19 protein-coding genes are annotated in these 18,470 nt (G+C 53.9%); 6 read left to right on the forward strand and 13 right to left on the reverse strand.

The genetic code is table 11. The features are described 5' to 3' along the window. The first annotated feature begins 8 nt into the window (after positions 1–8). Both flgH and PSJ8397_RS07295 read left to right on the forward strand, forming a co-directional pair. The gene (gene flgH, locus PSJ8397_RS07290; protein WP_085863924.1) at positions 9–743 is read left to right on the forward strand and encodes a flagellar basal body L-ring protein FlgH; all 735 of its coding nucleotides are present in this window, start codon (positions 9–11) and stop codon (positions 741–743) included. Between the two features lie 9 nt (positions 744–752). Beyond that, a complete protein-coding gene (locus PSJ8397_RS07295) occupies positions 753–1,277 on the forward strand; it encodes a flagellar basal body-associated FliL family protein (RefSeq protein WP_085863925.1) in 525 nt (174 codons plus the stop codon). Here PSJ8397_RS07295 and PSJ8397_RS07300 read toward each other — a convergent pair. The 9 genes from PSJ8397_RS07300 to PSJ8397_RS07340 form a co-directional block, all read right to left on the reverse strand. After that, positions 1,267–1,641 (reverse strand): hypothetical protein, encoded by a 375-nt coding sequence (locus tag PSJ8397_RS07300; protein WP_085863926.1) that lies wholly within the window; start codon positions 1,639–1,641, stop codon positions 1,267–1,269. The genes PSJ8397_RS07295 and PSJ8397_RS07300 overlap by 11 nt on opposite strands. Continuing rightward, complete coding sequence (locus PSJ8397_RS07305; RefSeq protein WP_085863927.1) at positions 1,638–2,717, reverse strand: EscU/YscU/HrcU family type III secretion system export apparatus switch protein; 1,080 nt, start codon at positions 2,715–2,717, stop codon at positions 1,638–1,640. Before PSJ8397_RS07305 ends, PSJ8397_RS07300 begins: the two co-directional genes overlap by 4 nt. After that, positions 2,714–3,487, reverse strand: coding sequence for a flagellar biosynthetic protein FliR (locus PSJ8397_RS07310; protein WP_085863928.1), 774 nt, complete (start codon positions 3,485–3,487; stop codon positions 2,714–2,716). The genes PSJ8397_RS07305 and PSJ8397_RS07310 overlap by 4 nt, the downstream gene beginning before the upstream one ends. After that, positions 3,484–5,574 (reverse strand): flagellar biosynthesis protein FlhA, encoded by a 2,091-nt coding sequence (gene flhA / locus PSJ8397_RS07315; protein WP_085863929.1) that lies wholly within the window; start codon positions 5,572–5,574, stop codon positions 3,484–3,486. The genes PSJ8397_RS07310 and flhA overlap by 4 nt, the downstream gene beginning before the upstream one ends. 126 nt (positions 5,575–5,700) lie before the next feature. Next, on the reverse strand, positions 5,701–7,917 hold the full coding sequence (locus PSJ8397_RS07320; RefSeq protein ID WP_085863930.1) for a hypothetical protein: 2,217 nt from the start codon (positions 7,915–7,917) through the stop codon (positions 5,701–5,703). Then, complete coding sequence (gene motA, locus PSJ8397_RS07325) at positions 7,914–8,783, reverse strand: flagellar motor stator protein MotA (protein WP_085863931.1); 870 nt, start codon at positions 8,781–8,783, stop codon at positions 7,914–7,916. The genes PSJ8397_RS07320 and motA overlap by 4 nt, the downstream gene beginning before the upstream one ends. 67 nt (positions 8,784–8,850) lie before the next feature. Then, complete coding sequence (locus tag PSJ8397_RS07330; RefSeq protein ID WP_085863932.1) at positions 8,851–9,411, reverse strand: MotE family protein; 561 nt, start codon at positions 9,409–9,411, stop codon at positions 8,851–8,853. Then, on the reverse strand, positions 9,411–9,788 hold the full coding sequence (locus PSJ8397_RS07335) for a hypothetical protein (protein ID WP_085863933.1): 378 nt from the start codon (positions 9,786–9,788) through the stop codon (positions 9,411–9,413). The genes PSJ8397_RS07330 and PSJ8397_RS07335 overlap by 1 nt, the downstream gene beginning before the upstream one ends. Before the next feature lie 12 nt (positions 9,789–9,800). Next, complete coding sequence (locus PSJ8397_RS07340) at positions 9,801–10,298, reverse strand: flagellar basal body-associated FliL family protein (protein ID WP_085863934.1); 498 nt, start codon at positions 10,296–10,298, stop codon at positions 9,801–9,803. 116 nt (positions 10,299–10,414) lie between these two features. Between PSJ8397_RS07340 and fliF the strand changes: the two genes are divergently transcribed. The 4 genes from fliF to fliP are packed head-to-tail and all read left to right on the forward strand — an operon-like array spanning position 10,415 to position 13,559. Further along, positions 10,415–12,010: a flagellar basal-body MS-ring/collar protein FliF gene (gene fliF / locus PSJ8397_RS07345; RefSeq protein WP_085863935.1), complete on the forward strand. Its 1,596-nt coding sequence runs from the start codon at positions 10,415–10,417 to the stop codon at positions 12,008–12,010. After that, positions 12,007–12,558, forward strand: coding sequence for a FliH/SctL family protein (locus tag PSJ8397_RS07350; RefSeq protein WP_085863936.1), 552 nt, complete (start codon positions 12,007–12,009; stop codon positions 12,556–12,558). Before fliF ends, PSJ8397_RS07350 begins: the two co-directional genes overlap by 4 nt. Beyond that, complete coding sequence (locus PSJ8397_RS07355) at positions 12,551–12,832, forward strand: FliM/FliN family flagellar motor switch protein (protein ID WP_235000618.1); 282 nt, start codon at positions 12,551–12,553, stop codon at positions 12,830–12,832. Before PSJ8397_RS07350 ends, PSJ8397_RS07355 begins: the two co-directional genes overlap by 8 nt. Next, positions 12,825–13,559 carry a flagellar type III secretion system pore protein FliP gene (gene fliP, locus PSJ8397_RS07360; RefSeq protein ID WP_085863938.1) on the forward strand — a complete coding sequence of 245 codons (735 nt, stop codon included), beginning with the start codon at positions 12,825–12,827 and terminating at the stop codon, positions 13,557–13,559. The genes PSJ8397_RS07355 and fliP overlap by 8 nt, the downstream gene beginning before the upstream one ends. A gap of 3 nt (positions 13,560–13,562) precedes the next feature. Here the strand turns inward: fliP and PSJ8397_RS07365 are convergent, their stop codons facing one another. From PSJ8397_RS07365 to PSJ8397_RS07380, 4 genes are read right to left on the reverse strand one after another with little or no spacing between them, the layout of a single operon-like run. Continuing rightward, entirely contained in the window at positions 13,563–14,660 is a 1,098-nt protein-coding gene (locus PSJ8397_RS07365; protein ID WP_143515412.1) for a flagellar basal body P-ring protein FlgI, read from the reverse strand. Further along, positions 14,660–15,667, reverse strand: coding sequence for a flagellin (locus PSJ8397_RS07370; protein WP_085863940.1), 1,008 nt, complete (start codon positions 15,665–15,667; stop codon positions 14,660–14,662). Before PSJ8397_RS07370 ends, PSJ8397_RS07365 begins: the two co-directional genes overlap by 1 nt. A gap of 2 nt (positions 15,668–15,669) precedes the next feature. After that, positions 15,670–17,115, reverse strand: a complete 1,446-nt coding sequence (gene flgK / locus PSJ8397_RS07375; RefSeq protein WP_085863941.1) for a flagellar hook-associated protein FlgK — start codon at positions 17,113–17,115, stop codon at positions 15,670–15,672. Between the two features lie 15 nt (positions 17,116–17,130). Continuing rightward, entirely contained in the window at positions 17,131–18,444 is a 1,314-nt protein-coding gene (locus tag PSJ8397_RS07380; protein WP_085863942.1) for a flagellar hook protein FlgE, read from the reverse strand. Positions 18,445–18,470: the final 26 nt, after the last annotated feature.

Consider the following 18,470-nt stretch of genomic DNA (forward strand, 5'->3'; position numbering starts at 1 on the left):
GAGGCATCATGCGCCCTTTCATCTTTGTCACATTTGTGAGTCTCATCGTCCTGAGCGCCTGTTCCCGGGTCCGAGAAATCGGCCAAGAACCGGAGTTTACGGCTCCACAGGCTTCGGCCGAGGCGATTGCCATGACCACGTATGGGTTGGGCTCCGAACTGGCGTCCGGCCCGGTCCGTGATGGCACGCCATCCTTGTGGACCGGCGAACGCGGTTCACTGCTGGGTGATCGGCGCGCAGTCCAACGAGGCGATATTCTGACCGTGGTGATCGAAATTGACGACAGTGCGTCCATTTCAAATTCGACAGACCGATCCCGCAGCGGATCCGAAAGCCTCTCTATCCCCAACCTGTTTGGCCTGCCCCAGCGCGCAAACGAAGCTTTGCCCGAAGGCGCGACCTTGGACTCAGCTGTTGATTTCAGTTCGAACAGCTCGTTCGGCGGTGACGGGTCCGTCCGGCGAAACGAACAGTTGGAGCTTCGTATTGCCGCAACAGTTGTCGGCGTCATGCCCAACGGCGTTTTGTCCATTCAAGGCACGCAGGAGGTCCGTGTGAATTTCGAAATGCGCGAACTTCTCGTGTCGGGATTTGTTCGCCCAGAAGACATCAGTCGTCAGAATGAAATCACTTACGACAAACTTGCCTCTGCGCGGATTTCTTATGGTGGCCGAGGGCAAATTTCCGATGTTCAGCAACCGCGAGCAGGCCAACAGCTTACCGACATTCTACTGCCGTTTTAGGATTTGATCATGAAGAAGTTATTGCTGCCACTTATTCTGATGATTGTCGGCACCGCCGCCGGCGGTGGGGTCGGGATGTTCTTGATGAACGCTGAAGACCCTGATGAGACGATGCTGGTTGAAACGTCAGGCAACCCGTGTGGCGACGAACATGACAGTGACGAAATGATGGCAGAGGAGGCGAGCGATCCAGTTCCGCTGGAACAGCGCGAATACGCCAGGATGAGCAACCAGTTCATTGTTCCTGTGATCTTGAATGACAAAGTTGCTGCGATGATGGTGATGTCACTGAGCCTAGAAGTCGAGGTCGGGGGGCAAGAAGCTGTTTTCTCCCATGAGCCCCGCCTGCGTGATGCATTTCTGCAGGTCATGTTTGACCATGCGAACATGGGAGGGTTCAACGGAGCCTTTACATCGACCGCAAACATGCGCCTGCTTCGTAACAGCCTACAAGAAGCCGCAGATCGCGTGATGCTGGGTCATATTTCAGATGTCTTGATCGTCGACATTGTTCGACAGGATGTCACCAACTAGCGCGCCGGTCTTTACTGCGTAGGTGTTCTCGTAAAACATCCTCATAAACAGCGCGCGCGGCTTCCAGCTTGGCCAGCGCCTGAGCCACTTTCGCCTTGGCTTCTTCTCGGTCCCGGGCGGCATGGGCCATTTCCTGGTTTATCTTCTTTTTCCGGTCGATGACCCAAGTTTCCCACAAGAGGTTGGCCCCGGCACGCGTGGAAGGATCGTCGAAACACTCTGAAACAGGCCGGTCCAATTCGGCCAGTTGGGTGCGCAGTTCTTGCACGCGCCGTGCAGCATTTTGCAAATGAGATTGTTTCGCACGATAGACCATATCGAGCATTGGCAAGAGTTGTTGGATTTGATCAAGTTTAGCGCTCATCGACGTGCCAGTTTTCGGACCCGGTCGGCGAACCTGATTGCAGCGGCGACCGCCTTATAATGCTCCGGCGAAATTTGCTGGCCTATTTCGACAGTCGCGTGCAATGCGCGCGCTGTTGGCGGATCCGAATGGATCGGGACACTGTTTTCGTTCGCGATTTCACGAATGCGCGCGGCCACGAGATCAACGCCTTTCGCCACACATTCCGGTGCACCCAATCCGGTGCGATCCCATTTCAAAGCGACCGCATAATGGGTCGGGTTGACCACAATCACGTCCGCGTCGGGAACGTCCGCCAGCATTTGGTTCATCGCAATCGACATGCCTTTTTGGCGACGTTGCTGTTTAAGAGCGGGATCCCCTTCGGTATTCTTCGTTTCGTCCGTCAGCTCCTTTCGGGACATCCGGTTCTTGCGGAGATGCTCAGCCCTTTGCCAAGTGTAGTCCACAACGCCCAGGGCCGCGGCGATGATAAGGACGATGCCCATCAAAGACACACACATCGACAACAAAATGGCGGTCACCTGCCCCGCCGATACAGCCATCGCCGTCATGATGTCCGGCAGGCGCGCCAGCAGGAAAAAGAACAATACGGTTGAATACAGAACGAGTTTCGCAAAGCTTTTCGCAAATTCAAACAGCCCCGAGCGGCCGAACTTATTCTTCGCCTGAGAGATGGGTGAGATCCGCGAGAGCTTAAATTCAAGTTTTGAAGGCGCGAAAACAAAGCCCCGCTGTACAATAAGCGAGAGCACAACTGCACAGGCCGGAATTGCAAACCAAGGCGAAAGCCAAAATCCCAAGTCTCGAAGCAGCCCCCCCATCACAGGCGCGCCGGAGCTTTGAAAAAGGTCATCTGCAATCTGGTCAGAGCGGCTGATAAACCCAGACAGATGACTTCCGATTTCGACCAACGACAGTGCACCGATGGAGACACCGACAATCAAGAGCCCAGCATAGGCCGATGCGGTATTGAGGTCAGTTGATCGCGCGAAATCACCTTTCTTCCGCGCTTCCTCAAGTTTCTGAGGCGTGGCCTCATACTGCTTGTCATCATCCGTGTTTTGATCGCTCATGACGGCCCCCTAAAGGGATCCATCAAGAACCGTCCCATCGATTCAACCCAAATTGACAACATCAACGGTGCCGCCAACATAAGTATGATCAGGCCACCCGCGGTGATCGCAGGCGCGCCGACAAACGCCACCATCAACTGGGGCATCGCCTTGTTAATGACACCCAAAATCACGTTATAGATGAGTGAAGCGATCACGAATGGCGCGGCGAGCGTGAACCCCAATGCAAATGAACGGGAGATTTCCGCAATCCCCGATTCACTTAGGACACCCGCGGGGATCACCTCGCCAAAAGGCACCATGTCGTAGCTATGGATCATGAATGCCGCGAACTGGACATGTAGCCCCATGATTGTTGCCAAGGCCAGCCCGCCCACAACCAGAACATGGCCCATGGCAGGCAACGGATCCATGCCCGCTGCCCCGAAGATCTGGGACAATGACGTGGATTGAGCGGCAATGGACCCAGCGACCTGCAAAGCCATGACAAACAATCGAAGCATCAAGCCCAAGAAGACGCCTGTCACAGTTTCGGCGAACAAGAGCCCCACGTAAGGCATCATATCCCCGTTCAGCGGGGGGATGGAAACAGCAGGGGACACGATGGCGGTAAAGGCGATGGCCAAACCGATTTTCACGCGAACAGGTACCGATTGCTCCCCAAAGGCCGGCAACAAGGATACCATTGCGCCAACCCTCAAAAATACCGCAAAGGCCTGCCACAACCCCTCCTGTGCGAGGCCTGACAATTGTGCGAGCCCCTCAATCATGCGGGCACAAGTCCAACCAACGCCGGTTTTGCATCAACGCCAATTTCTTCGAACGACAGAACCGGATTAGGTAATCCCTTCGCTGTCATAACCGTTCGCAAAAAGCGGCGACGTTTCATCGAAGTAACGATGGCAGGGAAAGCACCCGCTTCGGTGGCAGCCGATACCTTATCTGAGATCGCTGTCGCCAAGCGATTGAACTCGTCAGGCGGTAGCGCCACATCGCCTGAGTTTCGATCGGATGAGATCTGATACGTCGCAAACGTGTCTTCCCATTCCGGCGCCAACTGAACCAAAGGGATGGTTCCATCGGGCCGCCGCATGTTTGCAACGAGTTGGAAGCCGAGCCTTTGCCGCACATGCTCCGCCACCCCCTCAGCTGAGGGGTAGAGTTGCCGACCTTCGGCACATGCTTCGATAATCAGGGGCAGATTTCTAATGGACACCCGTTCTTCGAGGAGCAACCGGAGAACCGACAGAAGCAGATCGACCGGCACCTTATCTGGGACAAGTTCATCAAGCATTTTGCGGTTCGCATCGGCACGAGACGTATCGGTGAGGCTGCACATCTCATCCAGTAGCCGACGAAGCGCCTTCAGTGTCAGCAGTCTCGCAAAGTTCTTCTTTATCACCTCGAGGAGATGGGTCGCCAAAACTTCCGTCGGATGGACGGTTGTCAGACCAGACAACGCTGCTTCTTCCTGATCATCCGGCGAAATCCAGCGCGCGGGCGCACCATAGACCGGCTCGCTCACGTCTTTGCCATCTGGTGCGGGAAGGGCTGGATCAGACAGCAGTGTCAAAACGCGACCCGGCTGCAAGATATCCTGCACCTGCTCTACACCATGGACCAGAATACGATAGTGATTCTGAGGCAAAGCGGCATTGTCGGTAAGCCTGATCTCAGGAAGCAGCACGCCAAATTCAGTCGCAACATGGTTGCGCATATTTCCAATTCGCACATCAAGACCAACGCCGGGATCAAGCACCATTTCCACCAGATCAGGCGCAAACTCAACGTGGATATCATCAAGGTCGAGAAGATCCCCGATGCTTTCTTTGACGGGGGTATGCATGGGTTGGGCCGCGGCGGCACTGGCCTCAGCGTCTGCCTTATCCCTACTTTTTTTGCTGTAGAATGCTGCAGTGCCAAGGAGGGCCGCGCCCACCACGAACGGAATAAACGGCAAGCCAGGCACAAGGGCGAACATCACCATCAGCCCTGCAACAGTCGCAAGAGCTGCGGGATGCCCCCCGAGTTGCGCAACCAACGTCAGATCCGTTGCACCCTTTGCACCGCCCCGTGCAAGCAACAGAGCCGCCGCGATCGATATAATCACCGACGGTATTTGGTTCACCAAACCATCGCCAACAGTCAGGATCGCATAGGTTTCGAAGGCGACACCCAATGGCATGCCGTGGACCGCCGCCCCCATGATAAGCCCCATCACAAGGTTGAGCGCCGTAATCAAAAGCCCTGCAATCGCATCGCCTTTTACGAATTTTGACGCGCCATCAAGCGAACCGAAAAAGGTGGTTTCAGCTTGTTCGACTTCTCTTCTGCGCTTGGCCTCAGCATGATCGATTGCGCCCGCACTCATATCGCTGTCGATCGCAAGCTGTTTGCCCGGCATGCCGTCCAGTGCAAAACGCGCCCCAACTTCAGCCATACGCGTTGCGCCTTTGTTAATGACAATGAAGTTTACGATCAAAAGGACACAAAACACGACGAGGCCCAAAAAGACGCTGCCACCCATCACAAAATTTGCAAAACCTTCGATGACGTCGCCAGCCGCATTTGTACCGGTGTGGCCTTGGCCGATGATAAGCTTCGTTGACGAGACGTTGAGCGACAGGCGCAACATCAATGAAGCCAGAAGGATTGTGGGAAATGCGGAGAAGTCGAGCGGTCGCTCAATAAAGAGTGTCACAGTGAAAATTAGGATTGCCAGCGCGAATGAAATTGCCAGTCCGGCATCCAAAACCCACGATGGCATAGGCAAGATCATCATTACAATGATCGCCATCAAAGCGAGAGCGAGAAGAATAGTTGGTTGGAACAGGTCGCGAATTGACAGGCCGATCATTGTGAACAGCCTCGCTCACCTGCAAAGGATTTTTTTTGTACTTGATCCATCTATCGACCTTGCGCTTTCTGCTGCGGGACGATTTTTGGTTAATCCGGAAACCTTTCGATTTCGTAACTTCGACGATTACTCAGACAAAACTGGGGTTTCGAATTGCTGGAGCAACCCTTCGATAGCGCGACGGCTTTCTTGAGACTGCTCAACCAAAGTTCGACGCTCTGTCAAAGTTTCAGGTAACGTCGCACCGCTATCGTCGAGACGTACTTGTGCGAATTCTCCCAATGGGTCGTCCTGCATGACCGCCAATCTTTCCCAAGCCTCCGCGCGAAACTCTCCAAGGCCGTTAGACGTCTCTGGATCTGCCGGCGCCTCGGTCAATGCGCTCTCGAAATCACCCATGTGATCGAAAGCTGATGCGCGCAGCACCTTCGCACGGTCAGAATTAATTCCCGAGATCGCCTCTAGCGCGATAATATATTCGCCCGCTTCGATTCCGGCCTCCGCCATCAGATATCGCCTCTCTGAGGCTGCATCTTGAGATGTCGGGGCGTCCAGAACAGTGAGTGCTCTGCGCGGAAAACCGAGATCAATCAGTCTTTGCGCAATTGCATTCCTTGTCTCACCTGAAAGCTCAGGCGGCGGTCCCGCGAAAACCAGTTGCAGGAAGGTGCTTGCCGCACCGTTCGACGCCAGTTTATCGAAAACAAAGTCGACGGTGGCGCGCGCAGATTCATCCTCCAAAGGTGTAACCAGGGCGAGAGCCCGTTCATATTCGCCTTTGGCCACCCACCCACGTGCCTCATTTACCTGAAGCTTCAGATACATGGGCCCTGCCCTGTATTCTGCTGCGAGACCTGCCGCAATGAGTAAATCTTCCTCAGAGGGGACGATTTCGTGCTGCTGATAGAGGTCCAAAAGTTGATTTACCACTTGTGGAGTGACATGTGGATTTGTCCGAACCTCTTCGCGAAGCAAAGCAAGGGCGCGATCGACGTCTCCTTCAATTTCAGCAAGATCCGCCCGTATGGCCTGAACGTCCGATTCTTCTTTGATGTCGGGAACATTTGCTGACTGTAGCACTTGTTCTGCAAGATCTGGTCGTCCTTCAGACAGGAAGTGATCCGCGACCCGTGCTGACAAATGCCCCCGAAGTGGTTGAGGGATAGAAAAATATCCCTGCATCAAATAATCCAAATTCGCATCATCATCCGGCAGTTCGCCAGATGCTAGAAAACCCCAGAAGGAACCAAGACTTGCACAATTTCGCTGCGCGGAAAGCTTTGGGTAGGGGCCATCATAGTCATCGATAAGACCGGCAAGCTCGGCGAGTATGACCCTGGTTTGAGATGACGCACTATTCGCCCTTAAAGCCAAAAGAGCTTCCGCCCCGAAACCGAAGTGAAGGTAAAGCTGAGCGAGTGATGTATGCGCAGCAATCGGTTCTTGGCCAAACGATCCAGACAGAGGTTCAGCAAGCGATGCAAGCTGCACATTAAAAGGTCTGTCATCGGCCCAGGATGCCAAATCAAAGGTTTCATTATCGAGACAAACCTGCGGCTCTCTCGCCTCCAAAGCACGCGAGATTCCGGCCAACGTTTCGTCGGTTGCCGTCGATATATCGAGACCGAGGGAAGGGGAAACCGCAAGCGTCTCTTCTACGACGGATGGCTCAGGATCAGCAGGGCTGACAGATCCGCTGGTTTCCGGTGGGGTCACATTCGTTGGCGTCAAATAGCCCTGTGTTGCAGCGCGGGACAGACCTTCCAGAAGTGCAGCCTCCGCTGTTTGAAGGGACTGATCCGCCGAGGCGCTTTCGGGCGCATCGGCCAAAACCATACTCGAAGTAAGGTCACGCGTTGGGAGAGGTGTTGCATTCAACGTCAGACCATTGGGAAGGCCGAGCAGATCTGGTAGAAAAGCTACATCTTCTCTCATTGCGGTCCGCAATGCGGGTTCAAGTGGGGCATCCGCGGCCTCAAGGGTTTCGATGGGATTTTGACCGTCAACGATATCAACAACCAAACGATCAGGGCGCCACAAGAACGCCTCGGCCTGGCAATTGCACGTTACAAGAAAATCGAGGCGAGATCCGCTTCGGGGGATGAGATCTAGGAGTCTATCCCGCGGTATCCGATCAAACACGCCCTCGATCGCAAAACCATCCACTTCGTCCTCAAGCTGCAGGGCAAAACCGGTATCAGTTTCCATCACGCGCCAGTCGGTCCCCTCCTCAATAGAAAAGACGAGCCGAGAGAAGGTGTCATGTTCGCCACTGCGGATTGCAACAGGATCAGCAAGGGCAATGGCGGGCAGATATACGAGAAGAGGTAGGATCCACTTCATGCGGCGTCCTGCTTTGCGGCTTTCAGTGCTTCCTCCAGATCGCCAAATGTTGGCCGCACTTGGCCCGGTGCATTCTGACGACCCACCTCGATACAGATGTTTGGCGGGTGCTGATAAAGGTTCGCCACTAGGACTTCTCGAATGAGTTTATAGAAATGCCCATCATCTTCGACCACGGTCGTCACGCGACCGGCGAATGGGCCGACAATACCGTAGGCAAGAAAAACACCCAAAAATGTCCCGACAAGAGCGCCGCCAATCATCTTGCCCAAAACTTCCGGTGGCTGATCAATCGAACCCATCGTCTTGATCACGCCCAAAACGGCAGCAACAATACCAAGCGCCGGCAAGCCATCTGCAATCGTCTGCAACGTGTGTGCACCATGCATACTATGATGCATGTTTGCTTCGATCCGCTTTTCAAGAACCTCTTCAACCTGATGAGGATCATCATAGTTCATAGACGCTGAACGCATCGTATCTGCAATGAGGGCCACTGCTTCTTTGTCGGAGAGTATTTTCGGATACTTTCCAAAGATCGAGCTGTCTTCGGGTGCTTCGATATGACCTTCCAACTCAACCGGGTTGCTGCGGGCAAGGCGAATGAGTTCAAACAAAAGACATAGCAGGTCACGATAGTCGTCAGGCTTCCATTTTGGGCCTTTGAAGACTTTGCCCATGTCCTTCAACGTATGTTTGATCCCGGCCACATCGTTTGAAATTACAAACGCCCCAACCGCCGCACCGCCGATCATAATCATCTCGAAAGGCAGGGCTTTGAGGATGAGGCCCATTTTGCCCCCGGCAAGCATATACCCCCCGAAAACCATCGCGAAAACGATGAGAATACCGATAATCCCAACCATGATTCTTGCCCTATTTTTGTTCTGCCACCTTGTGGCATCCCAATCGTTAAAGTTCCGTCAGCGCCGACTATTGAGTTGGTGCATTCGCGTTGCGACCTGCAATAATCACACTGATTGAATAAGCCGTTTGAGGGTCAAGCCCCGCCATGATCGCGGCTGCCGCCTCTGGCTGCATGCGAACCAAAAAACCGGATGCAAATTCTGGTGCCATTTGTTCAAACAGGCTCGCGGCATCGGCAGACTTCATGGTTTCATAGACAGCCGTCAGCCGAGTGATATCGCTGTCATTTGCAGTTTCTGACAATGCCACTGCCGCCAATAACGACTCTTCTGCTGCCTCAAGTTCACCCAGCCTGCGATCTATTTCCTCATTTGCTGCGTCCAACGCACGCAATCGGTCCGCCAATACGGCTTCGCGTTGGTCCAGCATTTGCTCACGTTCTCGTAATGCCGCGATCAACGGATCGAGTGAAATATCATCCTCCGCGGGTTCAATGATCTCTTCGGCTGATGTTTCGGCGATCGCCAAAGCCGGCCCCATCCCAATTGAGACGCGTACAATGCCCGATGCCAGCAAAAGGGCTGCAACCACCATGAGGACATGTTTTTGTTTGCGTCCGGCTATCATCACTCCACCTCTGCCGTCTGGCGCGGCTGACGCACGAAAAACGGATCCAGCTGTGGTTCAGCTGCTGGTTCGGAGGGCATTGCATGAGATGTGTCAGGCAAGTCGTGCAACGATGCCATCAAAAGCTCCAACCTTTTGGCCGCGGCTTCGGCATTCTGCGACTGTGCAGCAAGACCGTTCGCCGACGCGGTAGATGCAGCTTCAGCCCGCTCAAGAGCCTTTGACAATTCATCCACCTGAACGGCCAGAATCGCGACCGCGCCGCCCACGCCTTTCTCGAGGTCTGTAAATTGCCGCAGCCTTTTGGAAAGCACGTAGCAATATAGGGTTGCTGCAAGTGCACCCGACATAAGTAGAATATCAGCGATCATCGCCATAGCTGTCCCTTTCTAGTTCAGCACAAATTCTTTGATCAAAACGTCCTTGATCCGTCCTTCACCCGCCACCACCTGAACCCGACGCAACATTTGTGCCCGCAATCGGATCAAGGCAGTCGGATCTTCGAGTTCGGACAGACGGACTGCGCGCAGGTACCCATTCAAAACATCGACAATCCTGGGCATGATGGCCTGGACATCCGCCCCATGGGCGGGATCCACCTCCAGTTCCGCTGTAAACAGAAGATGCTTTGCGTCAGAGCCGTCCGGAAGATTGATGACAAGCGTCTCCATTGGGATGAACGTCGGCGTATCCAACGGCTCAACCTCATCGACCTCAACCATCTCTTCAGTGTCCGAGCCGCCTGACAAGAGACCCGACTGCACGGCAAAAAACGCCCCACCGCCCCCTGCGAGGGCCAGAACAAAGCCCAGAATCAGCGGCAGTTTGGATCCTTTTTTCTCACCAGATCCGTCTGTTTCTTCAGCATTTATCGGGTCTTCAGCCATAACAGCCCCTTTCTTTGACAATCCTTACTTAACGCCAAAGGCACTAACCGATTGTTAAGGCTCCTCAGGATAATGAGGGGTCATCGGTAGAATCCGACAGATGAGGGAGAACCCGCGTGAGCAATTTGAATACCGTCTGGTCCAATTTGGACCTCGGCCGCAAAATCATGGTGATTGGCGCGACGATCGCGATGTTCGCGGCCGTCCTGTTCTTGGCGCGCAGCACGCCGCGGACGGATATGGCCCTGCTCTATGCGGGCCTAGACAGTGGTACAGCAGGCGATGTCGTAACCTCGCTGGATCAAAGTGGTGTTCCCTATGATATTCGAGGGGGGTCCATTTTTGTTCCCACCGCCGAACGGGATCGCTTGCGTATGACGCTCGCAAGCGAAGGCCTGCCTGCAAACAGCTCTCAGGGATATGAACTCCTCGACACGTTGTCCGGCTTTGGGACCACCTCTCAGATGTTCGATGCAGCCTACTGGCGCGCAAAGGAGGGGGAACTGGCCCGAACGATGTTGGCCAGCCCGCACATCCGGGCGGCGCGCGTACATATTTCCGCCAATTCCGCGCAACCTTTTCGGCGCGAACAAAAGCCAACTGCAGCCGTAAATGTCACGACGGTGAATGGCGGCTTGGATTTGGCACAAGCAGACGCGCTTAGATTCCTGGTGGCCTCAGCAGTACCGGGTCTGGCCCCAGGCGATGTTGCCGTGATTGACGGTGTCGCTGGCCTAATCTCGGGTGCAGACACGGGTGCCGGTTCCACCGATGCAACTGAGAGAACAAGTGAAATCCGGTCGCGAGTCGAGCGGCTCCTGGCCGCCCGCGTTGGACAGGGGAACGCGGTTGTCGAAGTCAGTGTCGAAACTGTCACGGAAACCGAGTCGATCATCGAAAGACGATTCGATCCGGAGACGCGCGTCGCCATCAGTACCGAAGTTCAAGAAAGCACTGCATCCGCGCAAGGAAGCGCGAACGGTGACGTAACCGTTGCATCAAATTTGCCCGACGGCGACGCCGCCGCCGGTGCCGGCACTCAAGCGAACGAAAACTCGGAAAGCCGTACAATCACAAATTTCGAAGTCTCTGAAGTACAAAGAGAAGTCATGCGGACCCCGGGTGCGATCAAGCGCGTCAGCGTCGCGGTTTTGGTAAATGACGTGCCGACAACAGCAGATGACGGGTCCATCACAATGGTGCCACGGTCTGATGCTGAATTGGAAGATCTTCGTGTTCTCGTCGCATCGGCGGTGGGTTTTGATGAGACCAGGGGGGACGAAATCACTATCCGTTCCATGGCATTTGAAGCGCTGCCCGAATTGGGAACTGAAGTTACAGACTCGACCCCTCCTTCGCAACCGTGGGACATGATGGCGCTCATTCAATCAGGCGTTCTCGCTTTGGTTGCGCTGATCCTTGGCCTCTTCGTGGTGCGCCCGATTTTGATGTCATCCAAACCGGCGCCTTTAATGCTCGACAGCAGCGGACAGGCGGTTACGCCGACACAAAACGGATTAGACGGTTCAATTATCGAAGGTGTCTCCCAACCAACTGAGGCGATTTCGACCAATGGACTTCAAAATGCTGTGCCAGGGGCGCCAGAGGATCCAGTCGGTCGCCTACGCGATCTGATCGACGGACGCCGAGATGAGGCAATCCAGGTCCTGCAAAGTTGGATTGATGATCCGAAGTCGGAGGGCGCGAAATGAACGCGCTCGTCCTAGAATGCTTCGACGGAAAAACCGCTGAGGCGGAAAAACCGAGCGCTGACTACCTTCGCGGATACGCGGATGCGCAGTCGTCTCTTCAAACGAAGCACGCTGAGCAGTCAGCTGAAGCCATCGAAAAAATCGCAGCCATCTTGGGCGATTTATCATTCGGCTACGAAGAAGCACGCCAGGCGATGCTCAACCGAATTTCACCAATCCTAAAGCAAGTGTCCGATTTGGCGCTGCCAGAGATTTTAAAGTTGACGTTCTCGGCTCATTTGCAGGAGTTCCTGGCCAAAAATCTATCTGACGCGCTGAGTGGACCGGTGTTCCTCCACGTGAACCCAACTGACCATGACGTCCTGAGATCAGCTTTGACTTTAAGTAGCCCCTTCGAGCTTCAGTCAGATGCTTCGCTGGAACAGGGCCAAGCCGTCCTGATCGCGGACGCGTCTACAACGATGTTCGACATCGTCGCGTTGTTGGACGGTATGCAAGATGCGCTTAGCGCGATCGAACCCAATCCACGGAGAGAAGACATTGGATGACTTTGCCCACACAAAAACGACCCACCCGCTTCAAAACATTCCAGTTGAGGTAACTGTATCAGTTGGACGTGCCCGGCCCCTCGTTAGGGAGCTATTAGAACTCGGAGAAAACGCTATCCTGCCATTGGACAAACGCATCGATGATCCGGTCGACTTGTTTGTTGGCGGCCGTCTGATTGCTCGAGGCCAGCTAGAGCAAATCGAAGGAAGCGAAGCCGGCCAACTGGCTGTTCGCTTAACCCATGTCGTGACACAAGAGACCGACGATGGGTAAAAAAATAAGGGTTTCGGGCCTGGTCCCAATAATTGCCTTAGTTGCTACGCCGACTTTTGCCCAAGACTTTTCTTTCGATTTTGGGGATGATGGCTCCCTTGCGACGCGGTCAGTACAGCTTTTCATCTTGGTCACTTTGCTTTCGATCGTGCCCGGCCTTGCAATCATGATCACATGCTTCCCGTTTATGGTGACGGTTCTATCCATTCTGCGCCAAGGCATCGGGCTGCAACAATCTCCGCCGAATATGCTCATAGTAAGTCTTGCACTGTTTTTGACTTATTTTGTCATGGAGCCGGTCTTTGTCGAGGCATGGGATAGAGGCGTAGCCCCTCTTCTAAACAACGGTATGCCTCTCGAAACAGCGTTTCAGCAGACTATGGGGCCTTTCAGGGTTTTTATGTCAGACCGTATCTCCGCTGACACTTTCGAAGAGCTCGCGCGCCTTCGGCCGGACCTTGCACCAAATCTAGCGGCTGCCGATTCACCTCTGTCAGTCCTTGTTCCGTCTTTTTTGCTAAGTGAAATTGAACGCGCTTTTCAAATTGGCTTCCTCATATTTCTCCCATTCCTCATCATTGACCTCGTTGTCGCTGCCATTCTTATGTCAATGGGTATGATGATGGTGCCTCCAGCGATTGTATCTTTGCCCTTCAAACTGGCTTTCTTTGTGGTCGCCGATGGATGGAGCCTTATCGCTGGAAGCCTTGTGCGGAGCTACTTCTAATTCCTATCTGACGACAAACTCCGCATGCAAAGCACCAGCTGCTTTGATGCTTTTCAAAATGTCGATCATATCTCGCGGCGAAACACCAAGCGCATTCAGACCTGCGACCACTTCCGAAAGTGATGTACCTTCGGGGATCTCCGCCAAACCAATCCCTGGCTCTTCTTCAATCGCGGCATTCGTGTTCGGAACCACAATCGTCTGACCACCGGCGAAAGGATTGGGTTGAACAACCAATGGGGCCTCTTCAACCCGCAGTGTTAGGTTTCCCTGGCTCACGGCAACACGCGAAATACGGACATCATCACCCATCACTATTGTGCCTGATCTTTGATCCACAACCACACGCGCGCGCCGCTCCGGTTCTACCAAAATGTTTTCAACCTGAACCAACGCATGCGCAGGGGAGATAGCGCGAGTGGCGGAAATATCTAACCGAACCGTTCCCGAGTCCAACATAACAGCAACCCCTCGGCCAAAGGCTCGATTGATCGCTGTCTCGATACGCGCCGCAGTTGTAAAATCAGGTGATCTGAGAGCAAGGCGAATTACCTCAAGCTCAGAAAATTCGAATGCAACTTCGCGTTCAACAGTCGCGCCAGCAGGAATGACCCCAGAGGTCGGAACCCCTTGAACGACCCCTCCACCATCTCCCTCAGCGGACGCACCACCGGCAATAATTGTACCTTGAGCAACCGCATAAATTTCGCCATCGGCTGCATTCAGTGGTGTCATAATCAATGTCCCACCGAGAAGACTACTTGCATCTCCTATCGCGGAAATTGTCACATCAATCGGGCTACCGGTTCTTGCAAATGGAGGCAGTTCTGCCGTTACCAAAACAGCCGCTACATTATTGGGCCTGAATTGTTCGCCTGTCACATTTACGCCGAGCCTTTCAAGAATGTTGCTCATGATTTCTTCAGTAAATGGGGAGTTTCGGAGTCCATCACCTGTACCGTTCAAGCCGACAACGAGACCATATCCGACAAGGTCATTTGTTCGAACTCCATCAAATTCAACCAGATCTTTGATCCTGATCGGAGCAGCGGAGGCTGTTGAGTGTAATAGAATTAGAATCAGTGCGAAGAAAGTTCTGATCAACGCAAATACTCCGTCAATGAAAGGCGCGAAAGTCGCGCGGTAAGGGTATAATGAGTTTCCAATTGAACTTGCAGCGCATCTAATCGCGTTGCGGTTTCAAATGGATCAGCTTGAACAAGATCGTTTCGAGCCATACCGAACGATGTTTGTTGTGCTGCAATTCTAACCGAAGCCTCTTCAACCTGACTTTCGATCTGTCCCAAACGCGCTTGAGTGTTCGCCAGGTCAGCAGAAACAGACACGAGATCAATCCCGGCGCGCTGTTGCAAATCTTGCTTTTCGGCTCGTGAAAGCGAAAGTGAAGTCTCATCCACGATGAGCCCCTTCGTCAGTGCTTTGAGAAGATCTCTCACCATTGAATCATCGGCTCTTAGTGAAATGGTAGCGTCTTCGTTCTCGTCAACGGGCTTGATCTGATTTTCAGTACCACCAAGATAGGCTATCGACTCAAAGCCACCTGCTGGATCATCAAACCATGCATCAATTCGGGCTTCGACTTCACCGACTGTCGACGCTCCCGCCACAGTAGCATTGATCGCTGCGAGGATCGTGCCTGGATCCCCTAAAGCGGGTGAGTTAACCGATGTGCCTGCAAATAACGTCTGCGCGCCGAGCCGAGTATTCAATCCCTCGATCGTCGCTTCGAAACTGAGCCGAGCGTTTTGGGCGGCTGTCGATACTTGCTGCGGAGTGCTTGAGACGTTGATCGGAAGCAGGGCGTTGCTTGCTGACAAACGTTGGTCCTCAAGAGTTGAAAGCACGCTTTGCATCGCCGTTAGGGTTTGCCCCGTTTGAGTATTCGATGCGGCAAATCGATCTAGAAGGTCCAGCTTTCTATCAAGGCCCGTGACCTGCGATTGCTGAACTCCTAAATGTTGGGTCAGGTCTTCTTTCTGACCACTTGTTAATTCTGACACCAAGGTATCCAATTGTGATTTAAGGCGAACGCTGGTCTGATTGATTTGAAAGGACTGGCGCATATCGCCCAATGTGGAAAAAGACATTTCTAAATCTCCATCAAGCGTTGCATCAGTGAATTGACAGTCTGGATGACTCGCGCATTAGCTGCATAGGCTTGTTCAATTCGGAGCAACATTTGCATTTCATAATCCGTATCAACCCCATCGGCTGCTTCTGCTTCTTTCAAACTGGACCAGCGTGCGGTTTGAAAGCCAAGCTCAGCTTCAAAGGTGAGGCGTTGGGAACCCAATCCAGCTTCAAACTCACCTGCTCTTTCGGCCGCCCCACGCGTCACTGGATCAAGGGTGCTTGCGCGAGGATCTGAGAGAGCATCAGACATTGCTCGAAGAAGGGTGCTATTGCCAGCCGGCCCAGGCGCGGTGGCGTTGACGCCGTCTCGAAGGTTCGTCACCGCGCCCCCGCGATTTGGGTCAACCGCAATGTTTAAGGAAATGCGTCCCGCCAGACCTGTTGTGTTCGCCGGCAAAAAGGCTGCGCCACGATCTGTCAAAACGCCCGCACCGCCAGGTGCAATTGTTCCATCAAGCCCGTTGTCTTGAAAACGTGAGATGAGGTCAGCTGCCAGATCATCCAACCCGGCCTGAGCAGAGACAAGTACATCATCTCGCGCCGCGAAGCTTGCGCCCAAAGAGCCGCCAGCCATTCGACCGATGCCGTCCGGTTCGAGTGCCGAACCATCCAAAGTCAGTCCCGATAGACCACCACTGGCGAGTGTCATGTCGGGCGTTATGACGACATTCTCAACAAAACCGAAGGATTTGGCCCGACCGTCAATTAACATCTGGCCTTCCGGCGTCATCAGAGCGACACGTCCGTTTTCACGTTGCAATTCCCGAACTGGGACGATTTCAGAGATCGTATCGATCACGTTTTGACGCGCGTCCAATAGCGGGGAGGGATCACCGCCCGTATTGATTGAGTAACTGATATCACCGTTTAGCTGTTCCAATTGCTCCAATGACGCATTCAAGGTTTCAACCTGAGACGCGATTGATGCATCGGCCCGTTCCCGCTCTCTTTGGATGTTTCCTGATGCTGTATTCAGACCATCTGTCAATTCAGACAGACGGTTCGCAAGGGCCGTCAAACGAACCTCGGACGAAGAATCGGAAGCCGCATCGACCAATGCGGCTTCGACAGACGTAATGCGGGACGAAATCGATCCCTCAACCCCGACCTGACCAACAATGTCTTGTAACGACGAGAGGGTTGAAACAAGCGTCGAGCTGGCCGCTAGATCTGCATCAGCCAACCTGCGATCGGCGATTATTCCCCGATCCACGTGCCGGGTGATGCCCCCGATTTCAACGCCGGCCCCGCGACCGCCAACAACAGCAGACGTGAGATCGACAGATCGCCGCCCGTACCCGTCTGTCAAAGCGTTGGCGACGTTTGACGAGACGACTTCTGCCATACGAGCCGATGCGGTCAAACCCGACAAGGCATTGGAGAGGGAATGTGTGATACTCATCTGCGGTGACCTTCGTTAACGTTTAATATTGGTGGTTTCCTGCAGCATCTCATCCACTGTCTGAATGACCTTGGCGTTGGACGAATACGCACGCTGTGTCTGGATCAGTTGGGTCAATTCGCCTGCGACGTCGGTGGCGGATTCCTCTCGGGCGAAGCTGACAATATCACCCGTCGGACCAGACCCGGCGTCCCAAAGGTAAAAATCGCCACTATCTGCAGTCACTGTGTAAGTTTGCCGATCACCAGTCTCCAAACCATTGATGTTTTGGACGTTCACCAACGGCACCTGATAGATGGTCCGCGAAAGACCGGTATCAAAGAAAGCGTGCACATACCCATTTGCATCGACTTCAATCGACGTCATGTTGCCTACGGCAGAACCGTCTTTGTTGATTGCCACGGGGGCAAACGAATCCGACAACTGGGTCAGACCGCCTGGCTCGCCGATCTGCCCAATTTCAATAGCAATATCGCCACTTCCAACAGTCACCCCGATGGTGCCTTCGGCCGGGTCATATGGTGCGCCCGTCGTATCCGTGACGTTGAGCAAACGCCCACCCAGACCGGGCGAATCGTCAAACTCCAACGTGTATTCACCAACCACGCCACCGCCTGATGCGCTGTCTTCAATCAACATCGTCCAAGTGTGGGTGGAGGCCGTAGCGGGTGGCGTTGGGACGGTGGGGGAGAAGCTGATCGACAGATCTTCTGACGTCCCCAGATTATCAAAATATTCAACAGACAAAACTTCCGGATCGCCGTTTGACCCAACAGCCGTTGCGGTCGCGGGCAGATTCACGGCCAATTCAATGCGTGTCGTCGGATCAGCAATAAACTGATTGGCATTCACCTGAATGGGTTCAAGACCCCCGATGCTTTCGCGTGGAAATGCAGGAATGCTGCCATCTGAATTTGCGGGCCAACCCAACAGCGCAAGGCCACTTTCAGTTGTCAGAAACCCATCCGCATCCGTTCTGAACGACCCTGTGGTGGTCATTTGGAATGGGAAATCCGTTCCATTGCCGATGTTCACGGCAGATGTCTGGGTCACCGGCAACATGCCCTGCCCTCGAACAGCCAAATCAGTGGGGTTGGATGTGGACACCAAGGGACCGCGTTCATCAATCAAACGGCTGGACGTGGCGCGCACGCCCCCGGCCACATACCGGCCCTGTCCACTGTCGATCACCATCGAATGAAAATCGGTGACGGCGCGTTTATATCCATATGTCGCCGAGTTGGCGATGTTGTCAGAGATCGTGGCGAGGCGGCTTGCATTGGATGCAAGACCGGCAACGCTGGCATTCAAGGAGGAAGAAATCGTCATAGGGCTTGGCCTTTCTGTCACAAGGA

Source organism: Pseudooctadecabacter jejudonensis, assembly GCF_900172275.1.
Classification (GTDB): Bacteria; Pseudomonadota; Alphaproteobacteria; order Rhodobacterales; family Rhodobacteraceae; genus Octadecabacter; species Octadecabacter jejudonensis.